This is a genomic window from Pseudomonas sp. S1(2024) (genome assembly GCF_046557535.1).
Genome location: NZ_JBKGFP010000027.1, coordinates 1 through 13,082 on the forward strand (window position 1 = coordinate 1; position 13,082 = coordinate 13,082).

General features: G+C 63.7%; 11 protein-coding genes. 5 read left to right on the top strand and 6 right to left on the bottom strand.

Annotated features, from left to right (window positions below):
- Positions 1 to 114: 114 nt before the first annotated feature.
- The 4 genes from mdtD to yccS all read left to right on the top strand — a co-directional run bounded on the left by mdtD (position 115) and on the right by yccS (position 6,738).
- Positions 115 to 1,542 carry a multidrug transporter subunit MdtD gene (gene mdtD / locus ACLCGK_RS09325; protein WP_182328874.1) on the top strand — a complete coding sequence of 476 codons (1,428 nt, stop codon included), beginning with the start codon at positions 115 to 117 and terminating at the stop codon, positions 1,540 to 1,542.
- 112 nt (positions 1,543 to 1,654) lie between these two features.
- A complete protein-coding gene (gene dbpA / locus ACLCGK_RS09330) occupies positions 1,655 to 2,992 on the top strand; it encodes an ATP-dependent RNA helicase DbpA (RefSeq protein ID WP_230396947.1) in 1,338 nt (445 codons plus the stop codon).
- Between the two features lie 159 nt (positions 2,993 to 3,151).
- A complete protein-coding gene (locus ACLCGK_RS09335; RefSeq protein WP_410951874.1) occupies positions 3,152 to 4,333 on the top strand; it encodes an NAD(P)/FAD-dependent oxidoreductase in 1,182 nt (393 codons plus the stop codon).
- A 221-nt stretch (positions 4,334 to 4,554) separates the two neighbouring features.
- Positions 4,555 to 6,738 (top strand): YccS family putative transporter, encoded by a 2,184-nt coding sequence (yccS, locus tag ACLCGK_RS09340; RefSeq protein WP_013974492.1) that lies wholly within the window; start codon positions 4,555 to 4,557, stop codon positions 6,736 to 6,738.
- A 130-nt stretch (positions 6,739 to 6,868) separates the two neighbouring features.
- Here yccS and ACLCGK_RS09345 read toward each other — a convergent pair whose 3' ends face one another.
- The gene (locus ACLCGK_RS09345; protein WP_410951875.1) at positions 6,869 to 7,606 is read right to left on the bottom strand and encodes a substrate-binding periplasmic protein; all 738 of its coding nucleotides are present in this window, start codon (positions 7,604 to 7,606) and stop codon (positions 6,869 to 6,871) included.
- A gap of 155 nt (positions 7,607 to 7,761) precedes the next feature.
- On the opposite strand from ACLCGK_RS09345, the gene ACLCGK_RS09350 reads away from it, so the two are divergent.
- Positions 7,762 to 8,214, top strand: a complete 453-nt coding sequence (locus tag ACLCGK_RS09350; RefSeq protein WP_410951876.1) for a GNAT family N-acetyltransferase — start codon at positions 7,762 to 7,764, stop codon at positions 8,212 to 8,214.
- A 32-nt stretch (positions 8,215 to 8,246) separates the two neighbouring features.
- Here ACLCGK_RS09350 and ACLCGK_RS09355 read toward each other — a convergent pair whose 3' ends face one another.
- The 5 genes from ACLCGK_RS09355 to ACLCGK_RS09375 all read right to left on the bottom strand — a co-directional run bounded on the left by ACLCGK_RS09355 (position 8,247) and on the right by ACLCGK_RS09375 (position 12,978).
- Complete coding sequence (locus tag ACLCGK_RS09355; protein WP_013974495.1) at positions 8,247 to 8,543, bottom strand: helix-turn-helix domain-containing protein; 297 nt, start codon at positions 8,541 to 8,543, stop codon at positions 8,247 to 8,249.
- A gap of 12 nt (positions 8,544 to 8,555) precedes the next feature.
- On the bottom strand, positions 8,556 to 9,056 hold the full coding sequence (locus tag ACLCGK_RS09360; RefSeq protein ID WP_003259625.1) for a M48 family metallopeptidase: 501 nt from the start codon (positions 9,054 to 9,056) through the stop codon (positions 8,556 to 8,558).
- A 39-nt stretch (positions 9,057 to 9,095) separates the two neighbouring features.
- The gene (locus ACLCGK_RS09365) at positions 9,096 to 11,222 is read right to left on the bottom strand and encodes a putative bifunctional diguanylate cyclase/phosphodiesterase (RefSeq protein ID WP_015272053.1); all 2,127 of its coding nucleotides are present in this window, start codon (positions 11,220 to 11,222) and stop codon (positions 9,096 to 9,098) included.
- 261 nt (positions 11,223 to 11,483) lie between these two features.
- Positions 11,484 to 12,548: a class II fructose-bisphosphate aldolase gene (gene fba / locus ACLCGK_RS09370; RefSeq protein WP_015272054.1), complete on the bottom strand. Its 1,065-nt coding sequence runs from the start codon at positions 12,546 to 12,548 to the stop codon at positions 11,484 to 11,486.
- 100 nt (positions 12,549 to 12,648) lie between these two features.
- The gene (locus ACLCGK_RS09375; RefSeq protein ID WP_013974499.1) at positions 12,649 to 12,978 is read right to left on the bottom strand and encodes an MliC family protein; all 330 of its coding nucleotides are present in this window, start codon (positions 12,976 to 12,978) and stop codon (positions 12,649 to 12,651) included.
- Positions 12,979 to 13,082 lie beyond the last annotated feature (104 nt).

Here is a 13,082-nt window from a genome sequence, read left to right on the forward strand (position 1 = left end):
CCTCTTCGCGGGCATGCCCGCTCCCACAGGTATTGCACCATCATCGGATGCGGTGCGATACCTGTGGGAGCGGGCGTGCCCGCGAAAGGGCCGGCACTGACGAACGAGGAAGTCATGCCCGAACGCACCCCGCTGGACCCTGTCACCGCCCGCTGGATCCCTTGGGTGGTGGCCATCGCCTTTTTCATGCAGTCCCTGGACGGCACCATCCTCAACACCGCGCTGCCAGCCATGGCCCGGTCGCTGGCCGAAGACCCGCTGCGCATGCAGGGCGTGATCATCGCCTACATGCTCACCGTGGCCCTGCTGATCCCCGCCTCAGGCTGGATCGCCGACCGCTTCGGCACCAAGCGCATCTTCTTCAGCGCCATCCTGCTGTTCAGCTTCGGCTCGCTGCTGTGCGCCGCCGCCAACAGCCTCGGGTTCCTGATCTTTGCCCGTGTCGTGCAAGGGCTGGGCGGTGCGCTGATGCTGCCGGTCGGGCGCTTGGTAGTCCTACGTGCCTACCCGCGCACCGAGCTGGTGCGCATCATGAGCTTCATCACCATCCCCGGCCTGCTCGGGCCGCTACTGGGCCCTACGGTTGGCGGCTGGTTGGTGGAAATACTGAGCTGGCACTGGATCTTCCTGCTCAACCTGCCGGTCGGCCTGATCGGCTGCTACGCCGTTTGGAAGTTCATCCCCGACCTGCGCGGCGCCGAGCGCACCACGTTCGACGGCCCCGGGTTCCTGCTGTTTGGCGCAGCGATGGTATTGATCACCATCGCCATGGAAGGCCTGGGCGAACTGCACCTGCCGCACCTGCGGGTGATGTTGCTGCTGTTCGCCGGCATGGCCTGCCTGGCGGCCTACTGGCTGCGCGCCGGGCGCGACCCGGAGCCGTTGTTCTCACCCAGCCTGTTCCGCGTGCGCACCTTTGCCATCGGTATTCTCGGTAACCTGTTCGCCCGCCTGGGCAGCGGCGCGCTGCCGTTCCTTGTGCCGTTGCTGCTGCAAGTGGCGCTGGGCTACTCGCCGGCCCAGGCCGGCATGAGCATGATCCCGCTGGCGGCTGCGGCGATGCTGGCCAAGTCCATTGCCCGACCACTGATCGAACGCTTTGGCTACCGCATCATCCTCACCGGCAACACCCTGCTGCTGGGCCTGCTGCTGGCCAGCCTCGGGCTGGTCGACGAGCAGACGCCCTATGCCGTGCTGCTGATTCAGCTGGGCCTGCTCGGGGCAGTCAACTCGATGCAGTTCACCGCGATGAACACGGTGACCCTGATCGACCTCGACGACGCCAGCGCCAGCAGCGGCAACAGCCTGCTGTCGGTGGTCGCGCAGCTGGCCCTGAGCCTGGGCGTGGCATGTGCGGGGGCATTGCTCGGCGGCTTTACCGCAGCCGGAAACGCCGACGGTGTAGAAACCACCTTGGGTGCATTCCAGCTGACCTTCGTCACCATCGGCGTGATGGCCATGCTGGCGGCGGCGATATTCCTGCAGCTGTCGCCGACGGACGGAAGGCGTGCCCGTCGTCCGGAAGAACACATGGAGTCGTAGGGCGAATGGCCATGAGGCTGGTAGACTATGCGGCATTTTTCGCTTCGCACCGCAGGCCCGCCTCGTGACCACCGAATCCACCGCCTTTGCCACCTTGCCGCTGTCCACTGCCATGCTGGCCAACCTGGACGCCCTCGGCTATGCCTCGATGACACCGATCCAGGCCCAGAGCCTGCCGGTCATCCTCAAGGGGCAGGACCTGATCGCCCAGGCCAAGACCGGCAGCGGCAAGACCGCCGCCTTCGGCATCGGCCTGCTCAACCCGATCAACCCGCGCTACTTCGGTTGCCAGGCGCTGGTGCTGTGCCCTACCCGCGAGCTCGCCGACCAGGTGGCCAAGGAGCTGCGCCGCCTGGCCCGCGCCGAGGACAACATCAAGATCCTGACCCTGTGCGGCGGCGTTTCGTTGGGCCCGCAGATCGCTTCGCTGGAGCACGGCGCACACATCATCGTCGGCACCCCAGGGCGCATCCAGCAGCACCTGGACAAGGGCACCCTGGTGCTCGACGGGCTGAACACCCTGGTGCTGGACGAGGCCGACCGCATGCTCGACATGGGCTTCTTCGATGCCATCGCCAGCATCATCGGCAAGACCCCGTCGCGCCGCCAGACCCTGCTGTTCTCGGCCACCTACCCGGCCGGCATCAAGCAACTGGCCGCCGACTTCATGCGCAACCCGCAACAGGTCAAGGTCGAGAGCCTGCATGCCGACAATCAGATCGAGCAGCGCTTCATCGAGATCGACCCGCAACAGCGCCTCGAGGCGGTCACCCGCGTGCTCGGCCACTACCGCCCGCAGTCCTGCGTGGCGTTCTGCTTCACCAAGCAGCAGTGCGAGGATGTGGTCGCCCACCTGACCGCCAAGGGCATCGTTGCCCAGGCCCTGCATGGCGACCTGGAGCAGCGCGACCGCGACCAGGTGCTGACCATGTTCGCCAACCGCAGCAGCTCGGTGCTGGTGGCTACCGATGTGGCCGCCCGCGGCCTGGACATCGATGGCCTGGACATGGTCATCAACGTCGAACTGGCACGTGATGCGGAAATCCATGTGCACCGTGTCGGCCGCACCGGCCGTGCTGGCGAGAAAGGCATTGCGGTCAGCCTGGTGGCACCGGCCGAAGGCCACCGCGCCCAGGCCATCGAAGACCTGCAGAAGAGCCCGCTGCGCTGGGACCAGCTGGACAGCCTGAAGCACAAGGGTGGCGAACCGCTGCTGCCGCTTATGAGCACCCTGTGCATCGCCGCCGGGCGCAAGGACAAGCTGCGTCCGGGTGACATCCTCGGGGCGCTGACCGGTGATGCCGGCATCCCCGGCAAGCAGGTGGGCAAGATTGCGATCTTCGATTTCCAGGCGTTCGTGGCCGTCGAACGGCCGCTGGCCAAGCAGGCCATGCAGCGCTTGAACAGCGGCAAGATCAAGGGGCGCTCCCTGAAAGTCCGCATCGTCTGACCTAATTTTGGGGCCGCTTTGCGGCCCTTTCGCGACACAAGGCCGCTCCTACAGGGGATCGCAAACTCCTGTAGGAGCGGACCTTTGTAGCGAGAAGGGTGGAAAGAAGGCCAACACGGGCTGCAAAGCAGCCCCCAGCAATCCTGAAGAGGTAACACCGTGCACTCCACCGACGTGATCATCCTCGGCGCCGGCGCCGCCGGCCTGATGTGCGCACAGCTCAGCGCCCGCCGTGGCCGCCGGGTACTGGTGCTCGACCACGCCAACAAACCGGGCAAGAAAATCCTCATGTCCGGCGGCGGCCGCTGCAACTTCACCAACATGTATACCGAGCCGGGCAACTTCCTCTCGCAGAATGCGCATTTCTGCAAATCGGCCCTGGCTCGCTACACCCAGTGGGACTTCATCGAGCTGGTGTGCAAGCACGGCGTGGCCTACCACGAGAAGAAACTCGGCCAGCTGTTTTGCGACAACAAGGCCAGTGACATCCTCGACATGCTGCTGGCCGAATGCGATGAGGCCGGCGCCGAGATCCGCATGCACACCAGCATCGAGCAGATCGAGAAGACCGAAGGGGGCTACCTGCTGCAGACCAGCGGCGGCCAGTTCGCCTGCCAGTCGCTGGTGATCGCCACCGGCGGCCTGTCGATCCCGACCCTGGGTGCCACCGGCTTCGGCTACCAGGTGGCCCGCCAGTTCGGCCATACCCTGCTGCCAACCCGCGCCGGGCTGGTGCCGTTCACCATCACCGAGCCCCAACTGAAGGCACTGTGCACCGAGTTGTCCGGCACATCGCTGGATTGCACCGCCAGCTGCAACGGCACCAGCTTCCGCGAGAACCTGCTGTTTACCCACCGCGGCCTCAGCGGCCCGGCGATTTTGCAGATTTCCTCGTTCTGGGAAGCAGGCGACACGGTCGAGATCAACCTGCTGCCCGACCGTGATGCACTGACCTGGCTGCAACAGATGCAGGCCGAACGCGCCAACACCGAGCTGAAAACCGTGCTGGGCGAGGTATTTACCCGCAAGCTGGCCAACCTGCTGGCCGAGCAGTGGTTCGAGTCCCGGCCCATGAAGCAGTACACACCGGCGGAACTGGCACAGATCGCCGATAAGCTGGCGAACTGGCAGGTGGTACCGGCCGGCACCGAGGGCTATCGCACTGCCGAAGTGACCCTGGGCGGCGTGGATACCCGAGAGGTGTCGTCCAAGACCATGGAATCGCTGAAAAGCCCTGGGTTGTATTTCATTGGTGAAGTGCTGGATGTGACTGGCCATTTGGGCGGTTTCAATTTCCAGTGGGCCTGGGCCTCCGCCAACGCCGCGGCGCAGTTCGTGTAGAGTAGAATCCATTCAGCAGCACGGAATGCTTCTTGCTGGCCCGTGCTGGGAGTGCCGAAATTCGCATGGGGCTGCCATGCAGCCCATTCGCGGCACAAGGCCGCTCCTACAGGGGACGCGATCGACTGTAGGAGCGGCCTTGTGCCGCGAATGGGCCGCACAGCGGCCCCAATGACACGGCCTCGAACGGTATTTCTCTGATCACTGCCTAGCAGGCCATCATGTCATCGAGCTCGTTCCGTCAGTCACTGCGTCGCCTGTGGGGTCAAGACAAGTTCAGCTACAGCATCCGGGTCACCATCGCCCTCACCGGCAGCCTGGCCCTGTGCTGGTACCAGAACGAAATGGCCCTGCTGATTCCGCTGTTCCTCGGCATCATCGCCAGCGCCCTGGCCGAAACCGATGACAGCTGGCAGGGCCGCCTCAGCGCCCTGGCCGTCACCCTTGTGTGTTTTGCCATCGCCGCACTGGCAGTCGAACTGCTGTTCCCCTACCCGTGGGTATTCGTCATTGCCCTGGCCTTGGCGGCCTTTGGCCTGACGATGCTCGGTGCCTTGGGCGAACGCTATGGCGCCATCGCTTCAGCGACCCTGATCACTGCGGTGTACACCATGATCGGCGTGGACCAGCGCGGCGGCCAAGTCACCGATTTCTGGCACGAACCGCTGCTGCTGGTGGCGGGCGCAGCCTGGTACGGGCTGCTGTCGGTGCTGTGGCAGGCGCTGTTTTCCAACCAGCCGGTGCAGCAGAGCCTGGCCAAGCTGTTCTTCGAGCTGGGCAGCTACCTCAAGCTCAAGGCCAGCCTGTTCGAACCCGTCCGCACCCTTGACGTCGAAGCCCGGCGCCTGGAGCTGGCCCAGCAGAACGGCAAGGTGGTGGCGGCGCTCAACGCGGCCAAGGAAATCATCCTGCACCGGGTGGGCAACAGCCAGCCGAATTCCAAGGTCAGCCGCTACCTCAAGCTGTACTTCCTGGCCCAGGACATCCATGAACGGGTCAGTGCTTCGCACTATCCCTACAACGCCCTGACCGAGGCTTTTTTCCACAGCGACGTGATGTTCCGCTGCCAGCGCCTGCTGCGCAAGCAGGGCTCGTCCTGCCAGGAACTGGCCCGCTCGATCCGCCTGCGCCAGCCGTTCGTGCTGGCCAGCGGTTATCCCGAGGCCCTCGAAGACCTAAACGCCTCGCTGGAACACCTGCGTATGCAGAACAACCCGGCCTGGCGTAGCCTGCTTCGCTCGCTGCGGGCGCTGGCGGCCAACCTGGCGACGCTCGACCGCCTGCTCAGCGCCGCCAGCAACCCGGACAGCCTGGCCGACACCAGCGATAGCAGCCTGCTCGACCGCTCCCCACGCTCGCTGAAGGACGTGTGGACCCGCCTGCGCACCCAATTGACGCCGACCTCGCTGCTGTTCCGCCATGCCCTGCGCCTACCCCTGGCGTTGTCGATCGGCTATGGCATGGTGCACCTGATCCACCCCACCCAGGGCTACTGGATCATCCTCACCACGCTGTTCGTGTGCCAGCCCAACTACGGTGCGACCCGGCGCAAGCTGGTGCAGCGGATAGCCGGCACCGCCGTCGGCCTGACGGTGGGCTGGGCATTGTTCGACCTGTTCCCCAACCCGGTCATCCAGTCATTGTTCGCCGTGGTCGCCGGGGTGGTGTTCTTCGTCAACCGCACCACCCGCTACACCTTGGCCACGGCCGCGATCACCTTGATGGTGCTGTTCTGCTTCAACCAGATCGGCGATGGCTATGGCCTGTTCCTGCCGCGCCTGTTCGATACCCTGGTCGGCAGCCTGATCGCCATCCTCGCGGTGTTCCTGTTCCTCCCCGACTGGCAGGGGCGGCGGCTGAACAAGGCGCTGGCCAATACCCTGGCCTGCGCCAGCGTGTACCTGCGGCAGATCATGCAGCAGTATGCCCACGGCAAGCGCGATGACCTGGCCTACCGCCTGGCCCGGCGCAACGCCCACAACGCCGACGCGGCGCTGTCCACCACCTTGGCCAACATGCTGATGGAGCCGGGGCATTTCCGGAAGGAGGCCGACGTCGGCTTCCGCTTCCTGGTGCTGTCGCATACCTTGCTCAGCTACCTGTCGGGGCTGGGCGCGCACCGCGACACGGCCCTGCCGGCGGAGGTGCAGGAACAGTTGATCGAAGGTGCCGGGCAAAGCCTGGCCAGCAGTCTGGACGAGATTGCCAACGGCCTGGCCGCGCGGCTGCCGGTGGCGATTCACAGTGATGCCGAAGAAGCGCTGGCCAATGCCCTGGAGCAGATGCCGGAAGAGCTGGACGAGCACCAGCGGCTGGTACAGACGCAGTTGGCGTTGATCTGCCGGCAGTTGGGGCCGCTGCGGACCTTGGCAGCGCATTTGATCAAGGAAGGTGCACCGGCCTGAATGCATTGTTACCTGCTCTGGCCTCTTCGCGGGCACGCCCGCTCCCACAGAAACATCACAAGCCCCAAGTCCTGTGAGTTACCTGTGGGAGCGGGCGTGCCCGCGAAGAGGCCAGAACAGGCGATAAAGATCAGAAGCCATGCTGGCGCATGAGCCGTGCATAGCTGCCATCCGCCTTCATCGCCGCAATCGCCTGCTCGAACCGCTCGACGATCCGCGCATGCTCCGGGTGCTTCAGGCTGACCAGGATATGCAGGGTGTTCTCCCCCAACGGCGGCTCCACCAGCATCACCCCATCGCGTACCTCCGGCAGTTCGCGCTGCAAGTTGTAACGGGCCACGTACTCGTCCTCCACCGCCAGGTCCACCCGCCCCGCCGCCAGCATGCGTACCGCAGAGGGAAAGTTGCGCACCGCCACCTTGTGCAGGCGGGTGTCGCGGTCGAACTCGGGGGAATAGGCGTAATCACGCACCACAGCGATGCTGTAGGGGTACAAGTCTGACTGGCGCTTGTAGCGAAACGCCTCGCCCTTGTGTTGCAACAGGCGAATGCGGTTGACCAGGTAGGCTTCGGAAAACTGCCCGATGCTGGCGCGCGAGTCGTTGTACCAGGCGTTGATCAGCACGTCGTAACGCCCCTCGCTCACCCCCAGCAGAGCGCGCGCCCAAGGTGCCTCTTCGACCCCACTGGTGTAGCCGGCCCGGGCCAGCGCCGTGGTGACGATGCTGGTCGCCAGGCCACCGCCCGGCATGCTGGCATCGGTGAACGGCGGCCAATTGTCGGCCACCAGACGCAGCTTTTCGCGCCCCAGGGCGGGTGTTGCAAGCATCATTGCCAGCAATCCCAACACACAAAACAGTGGCCGCATGCTCACGTCCTTTCGCAATGGAGGGCACACACTGCCGATGAGATTACACAAAGGCGTCGTCGAGGGCAGCGGCCAATAGTGTCATTTAGCCTCTATTTTGGCCGTGGCACGTGCATCATGCGATGATCGACGGTCCACTCAAGGAGTTCGCACCAATGTCCATCGACTGGCTTTGCAAGCACCACACCGATCTCAGCAAGGACCAGCTCTACGCCATTCTGCAGTTACGCACGGAAGTGTTCGTCGTCGAGCAACGCTGCGCCTACCAGGAAGTCGATGGCCAAGACCTGACCGGCGATACCCTGCACCTGATGGGCTGGCAGGATGACAAGCTGGTGGCCTACCTGCGCCTGCTCGACCCGCAATCCCAAGGAGGGGATGTGGTGATCGGGCGGGTGGTGACTGCACCCGCGGCGCGCAAGCTGAAGCTGGGGCATACCTTGCTGCTCAAGGGGTTGGAGGCAGCGGAGCATTGCTGGCCGGGGGTGCCGGTTTATCTGTCGGCGCAGGCGCATTTGCAGGCGTTCTATGCCCGGCATGGGTTCGCTGTGGTGGGCGAGGAATATCTTGAGGACGACATTCCGCATATCGGGATGCGCAAGGGATGAGATCGCCGGGCTGCAAAGCAGCCCGCAGTGGATCAGGGATACCCCAGCACTTCGCGAACCTGCCGCAGATGCTGGATGATCCACTGCTTGTCGATCGCCCCCCAGTCATGAATGCGGTAATGCCCGGCGTGGTTGCGCGCGCCTTCCTGCTGTTCGAACTCGCAGACGATATCCAGGTCGGCTAGTGCCGCAATGGTGTCCTGGGCGGTGCGCCGGGGCATGCCGGTGGCTTCCATCAGGGCCGGAACGCTGGTCGCGGTCTGGCTGTCGATCAGCCAGGCCACGTACAGGCGGCGGTAGAAGCTGCTCTTGGTCTTGCTCACTTCCATGCTGCGTGGTCCTTAACAGTTGCCCGGCAGCTCCCGATAGGTCAGGTAGACGCGCAGGTCGAATTCCAGTTGGTGGTAGTCCGGCTCCATGTGCTGGCAGAGCTGGTAGAACGCCTTGTTGTGGTCGCGCTCGCGCAGGTGTGCCAGTTCGTGCACCACGATCATGCGCAAGAACTGCGGCGCGGCCTCCTTGAATAGCGAGGCAATGCGGATTTCCTTCTTCGCCTTGAGCTTGCCGCCCTGCACCCTTGATATCGCCGTATTCAGGCCCAGGGCCCGATGGGTCAGGTCGAGACGATTGTCGAACAGCACCTTGTCCAGGTTCGGCGCGCTGCGCAGGTATTGCTGGCGCAAATCCTGGGCATAGCCGTACAACGCCTTGTCGTTCTGCACGTCATGGCGGTCGGGGTAGCGGCGCTGCAGGTACTCGCCCAGGCGGTCGCTGTCGATCATCTGCCGCACTTGCTGCTGCAGGTGCGGCGGATAAGCTTGCAAATATCGTAATACGGTCATGGCGCTGCATTCGGTGTAACGAATGCCGATTCTAGCCAATCATGGCCCCGGCCAGGAGAAAATCGCCGGGAAGCTGCTGGCATCCGTGGCGGTCATCGGGTAAGCCACCAGGAACCCCTGCACGTACTCACAGCCATTGGCTTTGAGCCAGGCTGCCTGAGCCGGGGTTTCCACCCCCTCGGCGATCACCGTGATGCTGTAGTCGAGGCACAGGCCGATGACGCTGCGCACCAGCGCGGCATCCACCACCGAGTCGGGCAAGCGCGCCACCAGGTGGCGGTCGAGCTTGAGGGTATCGATCGGCAGGTCGCGCAACATGCGCAACGAACAGTCGCCGGCACCAAAGTCATCCAGCGCCACCCGCACACCCAGCTCACGCAAGCGGTGTATCTGTTTCACTGCCGCATCGATGTTGTACATCAGCGAGGTTTCCGCCACTTCCACCTCCAGCTGCGCCGGGTCCAACTGGTAAAGCTGGATGACCCGGTGCAGTTCGTCTACCAGGCTGGGCATGGCGAACTGCGCGCGGCTCAGGCTGATACCCAGCACCAGGTCCGCCGAGAAACGCTGGCACCAGGCCTGGCGCTGTGCCGCGCCCTGGCGGTAGATCCAGCTGGCCAGGCGGTTGATCAAGCGCGCCTCTTCCAGCAACGGGATGAACAGCCCCGGCGGTACGTCGCCGACACTGGGATGCTGCCAGCGCAACAACGCCTCGAAGCCACGCAGGCGGCCATCGATGAAGCCGACCTGCGGCTGGTAAACCAGAGTGAAGTCTTGCTGCTCCACGGCCGTGCGTACGCTGTCCTCGAGCATCAGCCGCGAACGTGCCCTGCCATTGAGTTCCTGATCGTAGAAGCGATACTGCTGGCGCCCGGCCTGCTTGGCTGCGTACATCGCCGCATCGGCCGCGCGCAGCAGGCCTTCGACATTGGCCCCGCAATCCGGATAAGTGGCGATGCCAATGCTCACCCCAAGGCTCACATCCAGCCCTTCCACCTGGTGGCTGATGGAAATGCGTTCCAGCAACCGCTCGGCATAGCGCCCGGCCTGCTCCGGGTAAGGCAGGCTGTCGAACAGTGCAGTGAACTCGTCCCCGCCCATGCGCGCCAGCAGCGCTTCACTGCCCAGGCAATCCTTGAGCTGTTCAGCCACCCAGTGCAGCACCCGGTCGCCCGCGTCGTGGCCGAGCGAGTCGTTGATACGTTTGAAGCCGTCCAGATCCATGTACATCAGCGCCTGCGCCTTGTCCGAGCGCTCGTTGCGCAGCAGCGCACCTTCGGCGGCCTGGTAGAACCCGCGGCGGTTGAGCAGGCCGGTAAGCGGGTCGGTGACGGCCTGGTACTCCAGCTGCTGGTGCAGGTTGCGCACCACCGACATGTCCAGCACGGTGACCACCATGGCCTGTTGCTCGGCCGGCAGTGGAGCACAGGACAACGCCACCGGCACCAGCTCCCCGCCAAGGGTACGCAGCTGGGCATCGTGAACGCGGAAGATGCGCCCCCCCAGGTAAGCCTGGTAGAACTCCGACTCGTTCCACAAGCAGGCACTGGCCAGTTGCACCAAATCGAGCAGATGGGCGCCCTGCAACTGCTGGACTGGCGCTGACAACAAACGGGAAATGGCCGGGTTGGCAAAGCTGATGATGCCTTGGGCATCCACCACCAGAATGCCCTCGGCAGCGTTCTCCAGGATCGACGCGTTGAAAGCCCTGGCCGTTTCCAGCTCACGGGTCAGGCGCTGCAGCATGCGCCGATTGCGCTGCTGGTCGAGCAGGGCCTGGACCTTGGGCTTGAGAATTTGCGGGTCGAACGGTTTGAACATGTAGTCCACGGCGCCACTGGCGTAACCCTTGAGCACGGCCGCTTCGGACTGTTCATTGGCGGTGAGGAAAATGATCGGGGTCAGCCGAGTGCGCTGGCTGCCGCGCATCAGTCGGGCGACTTCGAAGCCGTCCATCTCCGGCATCTGTACATCCAGCAGCACCAGGTCGACATCGTGTTCAAGCAAAGCACCCAGGGCTTCCATCCCCGAGTTTGCCGTCAACACCTGCCAATCCTGACGGGCCAGCAATGCCCGCATGCTGATGAGGTTTTCGGGGTAATCGTCTACCACCAGAAGAACCGAGTTGCCATCCAGTGGCTGAGGGTGAGGTTGAGCGCCATCCATGCTGCTTCTCTATTATGTGACCGACTTCAAAATACGGTTGGATCCACTAGTACTCTAGACCTGAGCGGATAACACGCAATGCAATCAGAACGCTATCAGTGCCTCAACTCTACGGTAGCCGACTAACGGTCGCTCTGCCGGGAATATGTACCGCCCTCTTCGCAAGCATGCCGGCAAAGAGGCCTACACCGAGGCAAAGTTCTAACACCCAAAAATGAAAAAACCCGCATCGCTGCGGGCTTTTTCATTAATACCAGAAGATCAGTTGACCTTGGCGGCCAGCTCACCTTTCAGGTAGCGCTGGTACATGCCTTCCAGGGAGATCGGCTTGATCTTCGAGGCATTGCCAGCGGTGCCGAAGGCTTCGTAACGAGCGATACACACGTCACGCATGGCCTTGATGGTTTCACCGAAGAACTTGCGCGGGTCGAACTCGCTCGGGTTCTGCGCCATCAGGCGGCGCATGGCACCAGTGGAAGCCAGACGCAGGTCGGTGTCGATGTTGACCTTGCGCACGCCGTACTTGATACCTTCGACGATTTCCTCGACCGGTACACCGTAGGTTTCCTTGATGTCGCCGCCGTACTGGTTGATGATCGCCAGCCACTCTTGCGGCACCGAGGACGAACCGTGCATCACCAGGTGGGTGTTGGGGATGCGCTTGTGGATTTCCTTGATGCGGTCGATGGCCAGCACGTCACCGGTTGGTGGCTTGGTGAACTTGTAGGCACCGTGGCTGGTACCGATGGCGATGGCCAAGGCGTCGACCTGGGTCTTCTTGACGAAGTCGGCAGCCTCTTCCGGGTCGGTCAGCATCTGGCTGTGGTCCAGCACGCCTTCGGCGCCGATGCCGTCTTCTTCACCAGCCATGCCGGTTTCCAGCGAACCCAGGCAGCCCAGCTCGCCTTCTACCGAAACACCGCAGGCGTGTGCCATGGCAACAGTCTGCTGGGTAACGCGAACGTTGTACTCGTAGTCGGTCGGGGTCTTGCCATCTTCACCCAGCGAGCCGTCCATCATCACCGAGCTGAAGCCCAGCTGGATCGAGCGCTGGCAGACGTCAGGGCTGGTGCCGTGGTCCTGGTGCATGCACACCGGGATATGCGGGAATTCTTCGATGGCCGCCAGGATCAGGTGACGCAGGAACGGGGCACCGGCATATTTGCGGGCACCGGCCGAAGCCTGGACGATCACCGGGGAGTCGGTCTTGTCGGCCGCTTCCATGATGGCGCGCATCTGCTCGAGGTTGTTGACGTTGAAAGCTGGTACGCCGTAACCGAACTCGGCGGCGTGGTCCAGCATCTGGCGCATGCTAATGAGTGCCATTGTGTATCTCTCTCCCGACAAGCGTCGTTTGTTTCGTGCAAGCCTGCCGCAGGGGCGGTTGCTGTTCAAGTAGTGTGGGCCACCCTCGCGGCCCGGCCAGTCACGGTGCCTTGCAGCCCCGCCCAATCAGATCGTTGGTTGCCACCCAGTACACCAGGCCTTCTTCGCCCTTGGTATGGAAGGCCAGCATGCCATCGCTGTACAGCGCACCCGAGGCACCCGGCTCGGCCTTGAGCCGGTAGACCTGGTCGCCGCCACCAAGGCGCACATCGACCTGATCGCGCTGCGCATCGGCGAAGCGCCACAGCACTTCAGCCTGGGTGTCGCAGACCCAACGGGTCCAGTCGTCTGCCGGGGCGGGTTGCGCCGGCTTCAGCAGCGAGCATCCTGCCAGTGTCGCCAGGGCCGTCACGGCCAAAAGCGCTTTCATTCAGTTTCCTCGATTGGGGGCTGCTGTGCAGCCCTTCGCGGGCTTGCCCGCTCCCCCCCACCACCAAACCTCAAACCTTGGGGGGGGAAGAAAAAAAAAGAGGA